We start from the raw sequence: 14,901 nt of genomic DNA, 5'->3' as shown, positions 1-14,901 counted from the left end.
TTACAGTACACTTTAATGAATAATCAATACCCAATAGATTTCAAGGTGTAGCAAGGCGGTAAATGAAAGGCTCCCAATGAACGGACTCCGTCATGTGATTTGGATGAGCACCCGCCATCACACAGTAGCAACTTGGAAGACAGCAAGTATATAGCGAGCGGCGATGTTATGACCCACACATTAGAGCAATACCACCTTGTGCGCCGTCTGCGCCAACAAATCAGCCACCGTGCTGACCAGATAGCTTTGCGTGAATGGTCACCCGAGGGTAAAAAACAACTAAGCTGGCAGCAGGTTGACACGCATGTCACCCGGATTTCAGCAGCTTTGTTATCCCTCGGGGTTGCCATTCAGGAGCGTATTGGGATTTTTGCCAACAACAGTATGACTTGGTCGTTGGCGGATTTAGCTATTTTACAGTTGCGTGGCGTCAGCGTCCCACTGTATGCCACCAATACCAGCACTCAGGCCGCTTATGTGCTCAATGATGCCGATGTGCGTATTTTATTTGTCGGTGGACAGACACAATTTGATGTTGCTGCAACACTAAAGCCATTGTGCCCGCAACTTGCCCAAATTATTGTATTAAACCCCGCAGTCGATTTGCGCGGTTGTGAATATGCCCAACACTTAGCTGATTTTGAGCAACAACCTGATGCGGTCCAACAGCACCTACTCACTACACGTATAGATAGTTGCGACTTAAATGATTTATTCACACTGATTTATACCTCGGGTACCACGGGTGAACCTAAAGGTGTGATGCTGGATTACCGTAATATGGCAGCCCAGCTTTATTTGCACGATCAGCGCTTAACCCTGACAGCAGAGGATGTCTCTCTTAGTTTCCTGCCGTTATCCCATGTGTTTGAGCGGGCGTGGAGCTTCTATGTAATGCATACCGGCGCGCAAAATGTCTATATCAGCGACACTGATTGGGTGCGCTCGGCAATGCAGGCAGTAAAGCCGACAGTGATGTGTGCCGTCCCTCGTTTTTACGAGAAGGTATTCAGTGCCATCAATGACAAAGTTGCTCTGGCAAAATGGCATCGCCGGCTATTGTTTCGCTGGGCGGTAGGTCGGGGTGAGCGCAAATTCCAAAGCCTGCAACGTGGGGAAACATTATCATTGCTATCCGAACAGATGTACCAGTTGGCGGATCGTCTGGTGTTGAGGAAATTGCGAGGGGTGTTGGGGGGTAGAGTGCGCTTTTTACCGGCCGCCGGTGCTCGGTTAGATGACAATATCATCCTGTTTTTCCAGTCCATCGGTATCAACATTAAGTACGGCTATGGCATGACCGAAACCTGTGCCACCGTCTCTTGTTGGGAAGAGCACGACTTCCGGTTCGGCTCTATCGGTAAGCCATTACCGGGGATTGATGTGCGTTTGGGCGCAGAGAATGAAATTCAGGTACGTGGCCCGATTGTGATGCGTGGTTACTTTAATAAACCGCAACAGACGGCAGAGTCGTTCACCGAAGATGGTTGGCTCAAAACGGGGGATGCCGGGGCGTTGGATGCTCAGGGTAATTTGTTTATCACCGAACGGCTGAAAGATTTGATGAAAACCTCCGGCGGCAAATACATTGCGCCGCAAATGATTGAGGGCACACTCGGTCAGGATCGTTTCATTGAGCAGGTCGCGATTATTGCCGATACGCGCAAATTTGTCTCAGCGCTGATTGTGCCCTGTTTTGAATCACTTGAAGAGTATGCCCGTTCGATAAACCTGAAATACCATGACCGGTTAGAGTTGTTACGCCATAGCCATATTGTCGGTTTGTTTGAACAAAGACTGAAAGATATGCAAAAAGAGTTGGCGATGTTCGAGCAGGTTAAGCGCTTTACGTTGTTACCACAGGCATTCACCATGGAAACCGGTGAACTGACACCGACGATGAAATTGCGTCGCAAAATCATTCTCCAGCGTTATCAGAATGAAATTGATTCGATGTACCGTGATTAATCGATAGTGTTATTACGTTGCTGTCTGTTGTTAACAGGCAGCCGCTGTTTTTCTGAACGTTCAGCACTTTCGCCACCTGGCTCGGTATCGCCCCCTGTTTTTCTTCCTCCGATGCATAAAAATTATCAGCCTAATTAAGTTCTATGATTGGTCATCTTGGCGGTGTTTAAACTAAGGTCACTCCTTAACAGGCAGTGTTTTATGTTTGGAATGTAAGCAAAAACAGAGCACGACCAACAGAATTGTCTTTAGCGCAGCGAATTGCCATTTGCCTGCCAGAAAATCTGACGTTATGTTAATAAGTTGGTTACGTTAAAAATAATAAATATAGGAATCAGGGCGTAGTGCCTTTCCTACAGGATCCCGTGGAAATGACTTCCCGTTATCCAATGAGCAAACAAAGCCTGGAGGCAAAACCCATGGAGATGTTGTCAGGAGCCGAGATGGTTGTCCGGTCGTTAATCGACCAGGGCGTGAAGCATGTATTCGGTTATCCCGGCGGGGCCGTACTTGATATCTACGATGCCCTGCATACGGTCGGCGGCATCGATCACGTGCTGGTACGCCATGAACAAGGCGCGGTTCACATGGCCGATGGTTATGCTCGGGCAACCGGTGAGGTTGGCGTGGTGCTAGTCACTTCCGGCCCTGGGGCGACCAATGCCATTACCGGTATTGCTACCGCGTATATGGATTCTGTACCGATGGTGGTGCTTTCCGGTCAGGTACCTAGCTCATTGATAGGTTACGATGCTTTTCAGGAATGTGACATGGTGGGGATCTCCCGCCCAGTGGTGAAACACAGTTTTCTGGTGAAGCGCACTGAAGATATTCCAATGGTACTGAAAAAAGCCTTCTATCTGGCATCGACTGGCCGCCCAGGTCCGGTCGTTATCGATTTGCCAAAAGATATCGTTGGCCCTGCGGTAAAAATGCCTTACGCCTACCCGGATCAGGTTAGCTTGCGCTCTTATAACCCCACGGTACAAGGCCATCGTGGGCAGATTAAACGCGCGCTGCAAACTATTCTGACGGCTAAAAAACCCATCATGTATGTCGGCGGTGGGGCGATTAATTCTGCCTGCCACGAAGAGCTGCTAGCTCTTGCTGAGCAACTGAATTTGCCGGTGACCAGCTCTTTGATGGGGCTGGGGAGCTTCCCGGGCACTCATCGCCAAAGCGTGGGTATGTTGGGGATGCACGGGACATTCGAAGCCAATATGGCGATGCACAATACGGATCTGATTTTTGCCGTTGGCGTGCGCTTTGATGACCGAACCACCAATAATCTGGCGAAATACTGTCCGAATGCCACTGTGGTACACATTGATATCGACCCGACTTCAATTTCGAAAACCGTAAATGCCGATATTCCGATTGTTGGTGATGCCAAACAAGTCTTGGTACAGATGCTGGAGCTGCTGTCTCAGATTGATTGCACACAAGATTGCGATAGTTTACGTGATTGGTGGCAATCCATCGAACAATGGCGTGCCCGTAATTGTCTGAGTTACAACAAAGACAGTGGAAAAATCAAGCCGCAGGCAGTGATCGAAACCCTACATCGCCTCACCAGCGGTGATGCTTATGTCACCTCTGATGTCGGTCAACACCAGATGTTCGCCGCACTTTATTATCCGTTTGATAAACCACGCCGTTGGATTAACTCAGGAGGCCTTGGGACGATGGGCTTTGGCCTGCCGGCAGCGCTTGGCGTTAAACTGGCGTTACCAGACGAAACGGTAGTTTGCGTTACCGGTGATGGTAGCATCCAGATGAATATTCAGGAGTTATCTACTGCACTGCAATATAACTTGCCAGTGCTCGTGCTGAACCTGAACAACCGCTATCTCGGCATGGTGAAACAGTGGCAGGATATGATCTACTCTGGCCGCCACTCACAGTCTTATATGGATTCGCTGCCTGACTTCGTCAAATTGGCTGAAGCCTATGGTCATATTGGTGTTTCCATCCGCACGCCGGATGAGTTGGAAAGCAAACTGGCTGATGCCCTGACACAATTATCCGAGACCAAGCGTTTGGTATTTGTAGATGTGACGGTTGATGAAACGGAGCATGTTTACCCGATGCAGATTCGTGGTGGTGGCATGGACGAAATGTGGCTTAGCAAAACGGAGAGGACATAATTATGCGCCGCCGGATTTTATCAGTTCTACTGGAAAACGAATCAGGTGCCCTCTCAAGAGTGGTGGGCCTGTTTTCTCAACGTGGTTATAACATTGAGAGTTTAACGGTTGCGCCGACCGACGATCCTACACTTTCCCGCATGACGATTCAGACCGTAGGTGATGCCAAAGTTCTGGAGCAGATAGAAAAACAGCTACATAAATTGGTGGATGTACTGCGCGTCAGTGAGCTGGTTTCTGGCTCGCATGTTGAACGTGAGATTATGCTGGTAAAGTTGCAGGCCAGTGGTTACGGGCGTGAGGAAGTGAAACGATGTGCGGAAATATTCCGTGGGCAAATTGTGGATGTTACCGCCACGCTCTACACCGTCCAACTGGCGGGCACCAGTGATAAACTGGATGCATTCCTCAATGCGGTGCGGGAAGTGGCAGAAATTGTTGAAGTTGCCCGCTCAGGCATTGTTGGTGTGTCACGCGGTGACAAGATTATGCGTTAATGAAACTTATTAACACTGACTAATCTCCAATAATCAGGCTCGGCAGGTGTGTCGGGCTTTTTTTTTCTTATTTTTTAACCGAGATAGCGTTATAGGGCGGTTAAAGCGGTTGCTCAATAGTGAGTTCTGCGGTTAGATCTACAGTGTGCTATATCCGTAGTTAAACTATGTCTATAAATCGTGTGTTTTAGCCTGTAACACTGCGGTTTATTGGCGTATTGAGAAATTCTGGGATATTTAGCTCTGGCAGACATCATGCCTTTCATCACTTTATTGGGTTTATAAGGGGTTAATGTGAAACTGGATGAAATCGCGCGTCTTGCGGGCGTTTCGCGTACAACGGCCAGTTATGTCATTAATGGCAAAGCGAAACAGTACCGAGTCAGCGATAAAACAGTAGACAAAGTTATGGCGGTTGTCAGGGAACATAACTATCACCCAAATGCTGTTGCAGCAGGATTGCGCGCGGGCAGAACCCGCTCCATCGGTTTGGTGATCCCGGATCTTGAGAATACCAGCTATACCCGCATTGCAAATTATCTGGAACGCCAGGCGCGCCAGCGCGGTTATCAACTGTTGATAGCCTGCTCGGAAGATCAACCAGATAACGAGATGCGTTGTATCGAACACCTGTTACAGCGTCAGGTTGATGCCATTATCGTTTCTACCGCATTGCCCCCTGAGCACCCTTTTTACCAGCGCTGGGCTAATGATCCATTGCCAATAATTGCATTGGATCGGGCGCTAGATCGGGAGCATTTCATTAGCGTCGTCGGCGCGGATCAAGAAGATGCACTGATGTTGGCACAAGAACTGCGTGCCTTCCCGGCGGAATCTGTATTGTATTTAGGCGCGCTGCCGGAACTGTCAGTCAGTTTCTTGCGTGAGATGGGATTCCGTGAGGCGTGGAAAGATGATCCACGTAAAGTCGATTACCTGTATGCCAATAGCTACGAGCGCGAAGCTGCCGGTGTGCTGTTTGCGCAGTGGCTTAAGACCCACCCAATGCCACAGGCGTTGTTTACCACCTCATTCCAGCTACTACAGGGCGTTATGGATGTTACCTTAAAGCAAAGTGGGCGTTTACCCAGTAATCTGGCGATTGCTACTTTTGGTGATAACGAGTTGCTGGACTTCCTTGAGTGCCCAGTACTGGCGGTGGCACAGCGTCATCGCGATGTTGCCGAGCGCGTACTGGAGCTGGTATTAGCCAGTCTGGATGAACCGCATAAACCGAAACCGGGTTTAACCCGTATTCGCCGCAATTTGTTCCGCCGTGGCAGTTTGAGCCGCAAGTAACCGAGTAATAAACATTTCGGTTAGGACGCTTAATACCCAATAGATTTATGGTGCAGGAGGCGGCAGCGGCCTCAATGAGGTGAGGCCCATGGATGGGCCGAGTAGTGAGCACAGCCAACACACCTGCACCATGAAAGATGGCGGGTATTCAAATATAGCCCGCCACGCGGAACAATCGACGGCAATATTCCAGGAAATAGCCGTAAGCCACACCCATCGCCATTGAAACCAACGCGTTACTGGTAACCGCTGTAGTGATTTGCTCTAAATCAGCCCCGACCGACCACAAAATTATGGCATAAACTGGAGACTGGAAGCTGACATAGGCCAGTAAGTCTGCCAGATTCCTTGCCCAAAAATACTTGCCGGCATGATGACGCGCAAAGCGGATAAAAGCATCCCGATACACCCCATAAGGCCAGGCAATAAGGATATTGACCGGTATTGAAACCAGGCGAGAAGAAAGAGACTGCTGGAAGGTCATTCCCGAGATCACGATTTCAATTATCATGCCGATGACAAAACAATACACTACCAGTGCAAAAGTATCGGCTGCGGCACTACGCAGACGGGACCCAGTTGAAAACATTGTCATTAACTCCCTACTTGGGGGAAAAATCTGCCAAATCGCCAATTGATGAGATTATTGGCAGGGTTTATATATTGCTAATAATTTTAATGGCAGGTGATTGTATTGCTTTTTTGCTTTTGATGTAGTTTACAGTGCTATTGTTTGTAATATAACCAGCTCAAAATTTTTATTTTTAACATTTGGCTGATTTTTATACTTTGTACTGTGAGGAATTGAGCTTTTGGCGGTTTTTTAAATGGTAAGGTATCTTGTTTTACTTTAAAAACAGATAGTTGTGTTTCTCCGTTATCAGCAGAGGGGGGCCGGCAAAGGTCAGTCAAATTTAAAATAATGAGTGAGACAAAAACTAAATCATTCAATTTTGCTAATTTAAGATTTATCTGTCTGAAGGCATTCATATTTCAGTGATGCTCGGAAATAGACACCAATAATTTATTTCAAAATAGATTAATCCCCGTCGGTTAATTGAAGTAAAATGTCGCGCCAGTAACACTTGTTGTTCTCAAGGTTATTATTGTGTTGCTGTGGGTTTTGCCGTCGATTACCGCTGTTTTTCCTTAGGAGACGCCAGCGGCAGCGGGTTTTGTGCTCAGGCTGTTTATTTTTAGACCGTACAATTTTCATACTAAAAATGAGACATTCCTTGCAGAAGGAAATAATGAGACAATTAATCGACAATTAATTATTTATTTAAGTAGCTGGAATTACTGGCGGAAAAATAGCCCGTTTATCATGACGTTAATTTCTATTACAACCACTAAAATAGCCCCTTCTACGAGATATATCTCAAAAACGGCCCATAAATATTGTCAAAGCGCATCGGCTCTGGCTTGACAAGGTTTTCATACCATCCGTAAACTCTTTAATGTGGGGATTTGTGGGGTAAAGTGGCGAATTGGGTCATGAAGGGGTAACTCAGTCATGTTTCGTGGTGCAACGATGGTTAACCTCGACAGTAAAGGGCGGCTTGCCGTACCTACCCGTTATCGGGATTTACTGAATGAGGAATCGCAGGGCCAGATGGTCTGTACCATAGACCTTCACCAACCATGCCTGTTGCTTTATCCACTCCCTGAGTGGGAAATCATTGAACAAAAATTATCCCGTCTGTCGAGCATGAATCCGGCTGAACGTCGGGTTCAGCGTTTGCTGTTAGGGCACGCCAGTGAATGTCAGATGGATGGTGCTGGGCGCTTACTGATCGCAGGAACACTGCGACAGCATGCCGGGCTGAATAAAGAAGTGATGCTGGTTGGGCAGTTCAACAAGTTTGAACTGTGGGATGAACAGACCTGGTATCAACAAGTCAAGGATGACATCGACGCAGAACAGTCCACTCAGGAACCATTGTCTGAGCGGCTACAGGACTTATCGCTATAAGCATGGTAGATAACAACAAAATTGTAGATAACAACTACAAGCATACAAGCGTATTGCTGGATGAGGCGGTAAATGGCCTGAACATCCGCGATAACGGCATCTATATTGACGGAACTTTTGGCCGTGGTGGCCATTCGCGTCTGATTCTGTCCCAGCTTGGGCCAGAAGGGCGTCTGATTGCAATTGACCGTGACCCACAAGCTATCGAAGCGGCAAAATCTATTACAGATCCGCGTTTCTCTATCGTACACGGTCCTTTTTCCGAGTTAGCACATTATGTGCGAGAGCTGGACTTAGTGGGCCGGATTGACGGTGTATTGCTGGATCTCGGGGTTTCATCACCACAGTTGGATGACCCTGAGCGTGGTTTCTCTTTCATGCGTGACGGGCCGTTGGATATGCGCATGGACCCCTCCCGTGGATTATCAGCTGCTGAATGGTTGATGAAAGCCAGCGCTGATGATATCGCGTGGGTGCTGAAAACCTTTGGTGAAGAGCGTTTTGCCAAGCGTCTGGCCAAAGCCATTGTTGAGCGCAACCTTACTCAACCGATGACTCGTACCAAAGAGCTGGCGGATTTGATTGCCAACGCCAGCCCATTTCGCGAAAAGCACAAACATCCTGCTACCCGTAGCTTCCAGGCTATTCGTATCTATATCAATAGTGAGTTGGAAGAGATTGAGCGCGCACTTGATGGCGCACTTGAAGTCCTGGCCCCTGCGGGCCGTTTGTCAGTAATTAGCTTCCACTCTCTTGAAGATCGCATTGTTAAAAACTTTATTCGTCATCACAGCCGTGGACCACAGGTGCCGGCGGGGTTGCCATTGACGGAAGCGCAGTTGCGCAGCATGGGTGGGCGCACATTGAAATCGGTTGGCAAGATGATGCCTCCAGATGCTGAAGTGGCTGAAAACCCACGGGCACGAAGCTCGGTATTGCGTTTTGCCGAGAGGATTAAAGAGTGATAGGCAGCGAACGCCACGGTTTAGTTGGGGTCATCGGCGGTGATTTAATCCGCAATGCGAAGATCCCGTTGATTTTACTGATCGCGGTGTTGGTATCTGCTGTTTTCGTGGTAACCACCGCCCACCGTACACGCTTGTTGACCGCAGAGCGTGAGCAGTTGGTGCTGGAGCGGGACGCGCTCGATATCGAGTGGCGTAACCTGATTCTGGAAGAGAATGCGTTGGGTGACCACAGTCGTGTGGAAAGTATCGCGACTGACAAATTGAAAATGCAACATGTTGATCCATCACAAGAAAATATTGTGGTTAAACAATAAATTTCTCCAATAAATAAAGGAATGAGTCGCCACCATGACGCCTAGCAGCCAAGGTAACGGATGAAAGCAACGCGCCCCGGGAAGTTAAAGCGCCAGGAAGAACAAGCCAGCTTTATTAGCTGGCGTTTTGCGTTGCTGTGCGGCTGTATTTTATTGGCATTGGTCGGTTTGATGTTACGTACTGCATACCTGCAAGTGATTAACCCTGACAGACTGGTGCGTGAGGGTGATATGCGCTCGTTACGGGTACAGGAAGTGCCGACAGCCCGTGGCATGATCAGTGACCGTTCAGGTCGCCCGTTGGCGGTTAGCGTGCCGGTTAATGCGGTTTGGGCAGATCCGAAAGAGCTGACCGAGCGCGGGGGTATTACGTTAGATACTCGCTGGAAAGCGCTATCGGATGCACTGGAAATCCCACTGGATCAATTGGCGGCCCGGATTAATGCTAACCCGAAGGGACGTTTCGTTTATCTGGCGCGTCAGGTTAATCCCGCGATTGGCGACTATATCCATAAGCTGAAACTTCCCGGTATCTATTTGCGCCAGGAATCACGCCGTTACTATCCGGCAGGCCAAGTGATGGCACACATTATCGGTGTGACCAACATCGATAGCCAAGGTATCGAAGGGGTTGAGAAAAGCTTTGACCGTTGGCTTACCGGGCAACCGGGTGAACGTACGGTACGTAAAGACCGCTATGGCCGTGTCATTGAGGATATCTCTTCTGTCGATAGTCAGGCAGCACATAATCTGGTGTTGAGTGTTGATGAGCGTTTACAGGCGCTGGTGTATCGCGAATTGAACAATGCGGTGGCATTCAACAAAGCAGAATCAGGCACTGCGGTGCTGGTAGATGTGAGTACCGGCGAAGTATTAGCCATGGCGAATAGCCCGTCTTATAACCCGAATAACCTGACCGGAACGCCGAAAGATGCTATGCGTAACCGGGCGATAACCGATATTTTTGAACCCGGCTCCACAGTGAAGCCCATGGTAGTGATGACGGCATTGCAGCATGGCGTTGTGAAAGAAAACAGCGTGCTGAACACCTTGCCGTACTTTGTTAACGGTCACCAGATTAAAGACGTGGCCCGTTATGCAGAACTATCTGTGACCGGGATCTTGCAGAAGTCGAGTAACGTCGGCGTTTCTAAGCTGGCGTTAGCGATGCCATCCTCAGCGTTAGTAGATACTTACTCACGGTTTGGGTTTGGGAAAGCGACCAATTTGGGGTTGGTCGGAGAAAGCAGTGGCTTATATCCTAAAAAACAACGGTGGTCTGACATAGAGAGGGCCACCTTCTCTTTCGGCTACGGGCTAATGGTAACACCGTTACAACTAGCGCGAGTCTATGCAACCATCGGCAGCATGGGGATTTATCGCCCGCTGTCGATCACTAAAGTTGACCCGCCAGTGGCCGGTGAACGCGTTTTCCCTGAACCGCTGGTTCGTACCGTGGTTCATATGATGGAAAGCGTGGCATTACCTGGCGGCGGGGGTACCAAAGCCGCCATTAAAGGCTACCGTATTGCCATTAAAACCGGTACTGCCAAGAAAGTTGGCCCGGACGGTAAATATATGGATCGATACCTCGCTTACACCGCCGGCGTAGCGCCCGCGAGTAACCCTCGATTTGCTCTGGTTGTGGTCATCAATGACCCGCAGGCAGGGAAATATTACGGTGGTGCGGTTTCTGCACCGGTGTTCGGTGCCATCATGGGCGGCGTCCTGCGTACCATGAACATTGAGCCAGATGCGTTACCCACCGGTGATAAAAGCGAATTAGTGATTAATACAAAAGAGGGTTCAGGTGGCAGATCGTAACTTGCGCGACTTACTCGCTCCTTGGGGGCTAGACGTCCCGGAGCGGGCGCTACGGGAAATGACATTAGACAGCCGTGTTGCCGCTGCCGGGGATTTGTTTGTCGCCATTGTCGGCCACCAGACGGACGGGCGTCGCTATATCCCGCAAGCCATTGCACAAGGTGTTGCGGCAGTGGTCGCTGAAGCCGATGGTGTAGCGCCGGATGCCAGTGTGGTAGAGATGCATGGCATTCCTGTTATTTATTTGCGTAATTTGAATCAACATTTATCCAAGCTGGCGGGGCAATTCTACCATCAGCCGGGTACAGCATTACGTTTGGTCGGTGTGACGGGGACCAACGGCAAAACCACCACCACCCAACTACTGGCACAATGGAGTCAGGCACTGGGGGAAACCAGCGCGGTAATGGGTACAGTTGGCAATGGTCTGTTAGGGCAAGTGATTCCGACGGAAAATACCACCGGTTCAGCGGTTGATATTCAACATTTACTGCGCAATTTGGTTGAGCAAGGGGCTACTTTTGCGGCGATGGAAGTTTCTTCCCACGGTTTGATTCAGAACCGCGTAGCCGCATTGCCGTTTGCAGCAGCAGTGTTTACTAACTTAAGCCGCGATCATCTGGATTATCACGGTAATATGGCGAGTTATGAGGCGGCAAAATGGTTGCTGTTCTCCACCCATCAATCCGAACATAAAATTATCAATGCTGATGACGAAGTCGGTCGCCGCTGGTTAGGGCAGTTGCCGCAAGCTGTTGCTGTCAGCATGGAAGACAAAGTTCCTACGGGCTGGAATGGCCCATGGTTATCGGCGAGTAACGTTGATTATCACGATAACGGTGCCAGCATCACTTTTGACTCAAGCTGGGGCGAAGGCCAATTAGAAAGCCGTCTGATGGGGGCGTTTAACGTCAGTAATCTGCTGGTGGCACTGTCAACCCTCCTTTCTCTGGGGTATCCGTTAGCACAATTATTAGCAACAGCACCAAGCCTGCAACCGGTGTGCGGGCGTATGGAAGTGTTTAACGCGCCCGGTAAGCCGACGGTGGTCGTGGATTATGCTCATACCCCGGATGCTTTGGAAAAAGCCCTGGCTGCGGCCCGCTTACATTGCAAAGGTCAGTTGTGGTGTGTGTTTGGTTGCGGTGGTGATCGTGACAAAGGTAAGCGCCCACTTATGGGCGGTATCGCAGAACAACTGGCGGATCGGGTGGTCGTCACCGACGATAACCCACGCAGTGAAGAGCCGCAGGCTATCGTGGCGGATATCCTCAGTGGCTTGTTGGATGCTGGGCATGCATTGGCAATTCATGGCCGCGCCGAAGCGGTGACCAGCGCCATTATGCAAGCCAAAGAAGAAGATGTCGTCCTGGTGGCAGGTAAGGGACATGAAGATTATCAATTAGTGGGTAATCGCCGCCTGGATTATTCAGACAGAGTTACCGTCGCCCGTTTGTTGGGGGTGATGGCATGATTAAGGTCTCGCTGCATTTCCTGTCTACGCTGCTTAATGCTGAATATATTGGCAGTGAAAACGTCGACATCACCGAAGTGACCATTGATACCCGTAAGGTCACACCGGGGTGTTTGTTCGTGGCGCTGAAAGGCGAGCGTTTTGATGGGCATGATTTTGCAGAAGATGCTGTTGCCGCAGGTGCAGGCGCTTTGCTGGTAAGTAAACGCTTACTGGTGGGGGCCCCTCAGTTAGTGGTCAAAGACACTCGTCTGGCACTGGGGCAATTTGCTGCGTGGGTGCGTGAGCAAGTGCCTGCTCGGGTGGTGGCTTTAACCGGCTCATCCGGTAAAACCTCGGTAAAAGAAATGGTTGCCGCCATTTTGCGTCAATGCGGCAATGTGCTGTATACCGCCGGTAACTTCAATAACGATATTGGGGTGCCACTGACTTTACTGCGTTTGACGCCTGAACATGATTTTGCCGTGATTGAGTTGGGTGCTAATCATGTGGGCGAAATCGCCTACACCACGGATTTAAGCCGCCCTGAAAGTGCTTTGGTTAATAATTTAGCGGCCGCTCATCTGGAAGGTTTTGGTTCACTGGCAGGGGTGGCGAAAGCCAAAGGTGAAATTTTTGCCGGGTTACCTGCTAACGGGACGGCAATTATTAATGCTGACAGCAATGACTGGCCGCATTGGCAGGAAATGCTGCACAACAAGCGCGTTTGGTATTTTTCACCTCGCGGCGCAGAAGATATCGATTTCTATGCCAGTGATGTGCGTATTACACCACAGGCGACACATTTTACCCTGCATTCGCCATTTGGCACTATAGCCATCGAATTACCACTGCCGGGGCGGCACAATATTGCTAACGCCTTGGCTGCAACGGCGTTAGCCATGTCGGTTGGCGCTGATTTAGCTGCCGTCCGCCAAGGGCTGGCACAATTACAAGCTGTACCGGGCCGTTTATTCCCGATTCAATTATCGGCAGGTAAATTGCTGCTCGATGACTCCTACAACGCCAACGTCGGTTCTATGACTGCCGCGGCCCAAGTGTTGGCAGATATGCCCGGCTACCGTGTGTTGGTGGTGGGGGATATGGCCGAATTGGGTGATACCGCCGTGGATTGTCATCGCCAGGTGGGTGAGGCGGCCAGACAGGCGGGAGTCGATAAAGTGCTGAGTGTTGGCACATTGAGTCAAACACTGAGTGATGCGAGCGGCAACGGCGAACATTTTCAGGATAAGAACACATTGGCAGCCCGTGTGAGTGAATTGCTGCTCGAACATCCGGTTATCACCGTCTTAATTAAAGGTTCACGTAGCGCCGCCATGGAAAATGTCGTGCGTGCGTTACAGGAGAATGCATCATGTTAGTTTGGTTGGCTGAATACTTAGTAAAATTTTACTCGGGCTTTAACGTCTTTTCCTATTTGACGTTCCGAGCGATTGTCAGTCTGTTGACGGCACTGTTTATTTCTTTGTGGATGGGGCCGCACCTGATTGCTTATTTGCAGAAATTGCAGATTGGCCAGGTAGTACGTAACGATGGGCCAGAGTCACACTTCAGTAAACGCGGCACGCCGACCATGGGCGGCCTGATGATTCTGTTCTCTATCACCATTTCAGTGCTGATGTGGGCTTACCCCTCCAATCCGTATGTCTGGTGTGTACTATTCATTCTTATCGGTTATGGCATCGTCGGCTTTATCGATGATTATCGCAAAGTAGTGCGTAAAAACACTAAAGGGTTGATCGCCCGCTGGAAGTATTTCTGGCAGTCAGTGATTGCCCTAGCTGCAGCATTCGCCATGTACAGCATCGGTAAAGACACCGCGGCTACCGAGCTGGTGGTGCCATTTTTCAAAGACGTCATGCCGCAACTGGGTTTGATGTATATCTTGCTGGCTTACTTTGTGATTGTCGGTACCAGTAACGCGGTGAACCTGACTGACGGATTAGATGGTTTGGCCATTATGCCGACCGTGTTCGTCGCCGGTGGTTTTGCCTTGGTTGCCTGGGCGACAGGTAACGTGAATTTCGCCGCATACCTGCACATTCCTTATCTACGCCATGCCGGTGAACTGGTTATTGTCTGTACCGCGATTGTGGGGGCTGGGCTGGGCTTCTTATGGTTTAACACCTATCCGGCACAGGTCTTTATGGGGGATGTCGGCTCGTTGGCCTTGGGCGGTGCGTTAGGCACCATCGCGGTGTTACTGCGCCAAGAGTTCTTATTGGTGATTATGGGCGGGGTATTCGTGGTTGAAACGCTGTCGGTGATCCTACAGGTAGGTTCCTTTAAGTTGCGTGGGCAGCGTATTTTCCGCATGGCCCCGATTCATCACCATTACGAACTTAAAGGCTGGCCAGAACCACGGGTTATCGTGCGTTTCTGGATTATCTCGCTGATGCTGGTGCTGATTGGCCTAGCGACGCTGAAGGTGCGGTAAT

The 14,901-nt window shown here is 49.7% G+C and carries 13 protein-coding genes; 11 read left to right on the top strand and 2 right to left on the bottom strand.

Annotated features, from left to right (window positions below; translation table 11 throughout):
* Positions 1–168 precede the first annotated feature (168 nt).
* From V1953_RS17695 to cra, 4 genes are all read left to right on the top strand, one after another.
* On the top strand, positions 169–1,968 hold the full coding sequence (locus tag V1953_RS17695) for an AMP-dependent synthetase/ligase (protein WP_442851167.1): 1,800 nt from the start codon (positions 169–171) through the stop codon (positions 1,966–1,968).
* A 419-nt stretch (positions 1,969–2,387) separates the two neighbouring features.
* Complete coding sequence (gene ilvI, locus V1953_RS17690; protein WP_083163874.1) at positions 2,388–4,115, top strand: acetolactate synthase 3 large subunit; 1,728 nt, start codon at positions 2,388–2,390, stop codon at positions 4,113–4,115.
* A 2-nt stretch (positions 4,116–4,117) separates the two neighbouring features.
* Positions 4,118–4,612 carry an acetolactate synthase small subunit gene (ilvN, locus tag V1953_RS17685; RefSeq protein WP_004388986.1) on the top strand — a complete coding sequence of 165 codons (495 nt, stop codon included), beginning with the start codon at positions 4,118–4,120 and terminating at the stop codon, positions 4,610–4,612.
* A gap of 294 nt (positions 4,613–4,906) precedes the next feature.
* The gene (gene cra / locus V1953_RS17680; RefSeq protein WP_005181395.1) at positions 4,907–5,911 is read left to right on the top strand and encodes a catabolite repressor/activator; all 1,005 of its coding nucleotides are present in this window, start codon (positions 4,907–4,909) and stop codon (positions 5,909–5,911) included.
* A gap of 148 nt (positions 5,912–6,059) precedes the next feature.
* Here cra and V1953_RS17675 read toward each other — a convergent pair whose 3' ends face one another.
* Entirely contained in the window at positions 6,060–6,500 is a 441-nt protein-coding gene (locus V1953_RS17675; protein WP_193784727.1) for an L-alanine exporter AlaE, read from the bottom strand.
* Positions 6,501–6,637: 137 nt separating this feature from the next.
* Positions 6,638–6,901, bottom strand: a complete 264-nt coding sequence (locus tag V1953_RS17670) for a hypothetical protein (protein WP_083160539.1) — start codon at positions 6,899–6,901, stop codon at positions 6,638–6,640.
* A gap of 523 nt (positions 6,902–7,424) precedes the next feature.
* Between V1953_RS17670 and mraZ the strand changes: the two genes are divergently transcribed.
* Genes mraZ through mraY form a run of 7 tightly spaced genes read left to right on the top strand, consistent with a single transcriptional unit; the run spans position 7,425 to position 14,900 of the window.
* A complete protein-coding gene (mraZ, locus tag V1953_RS17665) occupies positions 7,425–7,883 on the top strand; it encodes a division/cell wall cluster transcriptional repressor MraZ (RefSeq protein ID WP_004875568.1) in 459 nt (152 codons plus the stop codon).
* 2 nt (positions 7,884–7,885) lie between these two features.
* Positions 7,886–8,848 carry a 16S rRNA (cytosine(1402)-N(4))-methyltransferase RsmH gene (gene rsmH, locus V1953_RS17660; protein ID WP_083160537.1) on the top strand — a complete coding sequence of 321 codons (963 nt, stop codon included), beginning with the start codon at positions 7,886–7,888 and terminating at the stop codon, positions 8,846–8,848.
* Complete coding sequence (ftsL, locus tag V1953_RS17655) at positions 8,845–9,165, top strand: cell division protein FtsL (RefSeq protein ID WP_083160535.1); 321 nt, start codon at positions 8,845–8,847, stop codon at positions 9,163–9,165. Before rsmH ends, ftsL begins: the two co-directional genes overlap by 4 nt.
* A 60-nt stretch (positions 9,166–9,225) precedes the next feature.
* On the top strand, positions 9,226–10,989 hold the full coding sequence (locus tag V1953_RS17650) for a peptidoglycan glycosyltransferase FtsI (protein ID WP_083160533.1): 1,764 nt from the start codon (positions 9,226–9,228) through the stop codon (positions 10,987–10,989).
* Complete coding sequence (murE, locus tag V1953_RS17645) at positions 10,976–12,463, top strand: UDP-N-acetylmuramoyl-L-alanyl-D-glutamate--2,6-diaminopimelate ligase (RefSeq protein WP_442851166.1); 1,488 nt, start codon at positions 10,976–10,978, stop codon at positions 12,461–12,463. The genes V1953_RS17650 and murE overlap by 14 nt, the downstream gene beginning before the upstream one ends.
* Entirely contained in the window at positions 12,460–13,824 is a 1,365-nt protein-coding gene (murF, locus tag V1953_RS17640; protein ID WP_083160531.1) for a UDP-N-acetylmuramoyl-tripeptide--D-alanyl-D-alanine ligase, read from the top strand. Before murE ends, murF begins: the two co-directional genes overlap by 4 nt.
* Positions 13,818–14,900 (top strand): phospho-N-acetylmuramoyl-pentapeptide-transferase, encoded by a 1,083-nt coding sequence (gene mraY / locus V1953_RS17635; protein ID WP_083160529.1) that lies wholly within the window; start codon positions 13,818–13,820, stop codon positions 14,898–14,900. Before murF ends, mraY begins: the two co-directional genes overlap by 7 nt.
* The last annotated feature ends 1 nt before the right edge of the window (position 14,901 follow it).

This window comes from Yersinia sp. 2541 StPb PI (assembly GCF_052217145.1).
In the GTDB taxonomy this organism is placed as follows: domain Bacteria; phylum Pseudomonadota; class Gammaproteobacteria; order Enterobacterales; family Enterobacteriaceae; genus Yersinia; species Yersinia enterocolitica_E.
This window is presented reverse-complemented; position numbering and strand designations above follow the sequence as displayed.

Coding starts and splice junctions, on each gene's coding strand:
- V1953_RS17695 (WP_442851167.1), top strand. CDS start 169: ATGACCCACACATTAGAGCAATACCACCTTGTGCGCCGTCTGCGCCAA.
- ilvI (WP_083163874.1), top strand. CDS start 2,388: ATGGAGATGTTGTCAGGAGCCGAGATGGTTGTCCGGTCGTTAATCGAC.
- ilvN (WP_004388986.1), top strand. CDS start 4,118: ATGCGCCGCCGGATTTTATCAGTTCTACTGGAAAACGAATCAGGTGCC.
- V1953_RS17675 (WP_193784727.1), bottom strand. CDS start 6,500: ATGTTTTCAACTGGGTCCCGTCTGCGTAGTGCCGCAGCCGATACTTTT.
- V1953_RS17670 (WP_083160539.1), bottom strand. CDS start 6,901: ATGAATGCCTTCAGACAGATAAATCTTAAATTAGCAAAATTGAATGAT.
- mraZ (WP_004875568.1), top strand. CDS start 7,425: ATGTTTCGTGGTGCAACGATGGTTAACCTCGACAGTAAAGGGCGGCTT.
- rsmH (WP_083160537.1), top strand. CDS start 7,886: ATGGTAGATAACAACAAAATTGTAGATAACAACTACAAGCATACAAGC.
- V1953_RS17650 (WP_083160533.1), top strand. CDS start 9,226: ATGAAAGCAACGCGCCCCGGGAAGTTAAAGCGCCAGGAAGAACAAGCC.
- murF (WP_083160531.1), top strand. CDS start 12,460: ATGATTAAGGTCTCGCTGCATTTCCTGTCTACGCTGCTTAATGCTGAA.
- mraY (WP_083160529.1), top strand. CDS start 13,818: ATGTTAGTTTGGTTGGCTGAATACTTAGTAAAATTTTACTCGGGCTTT.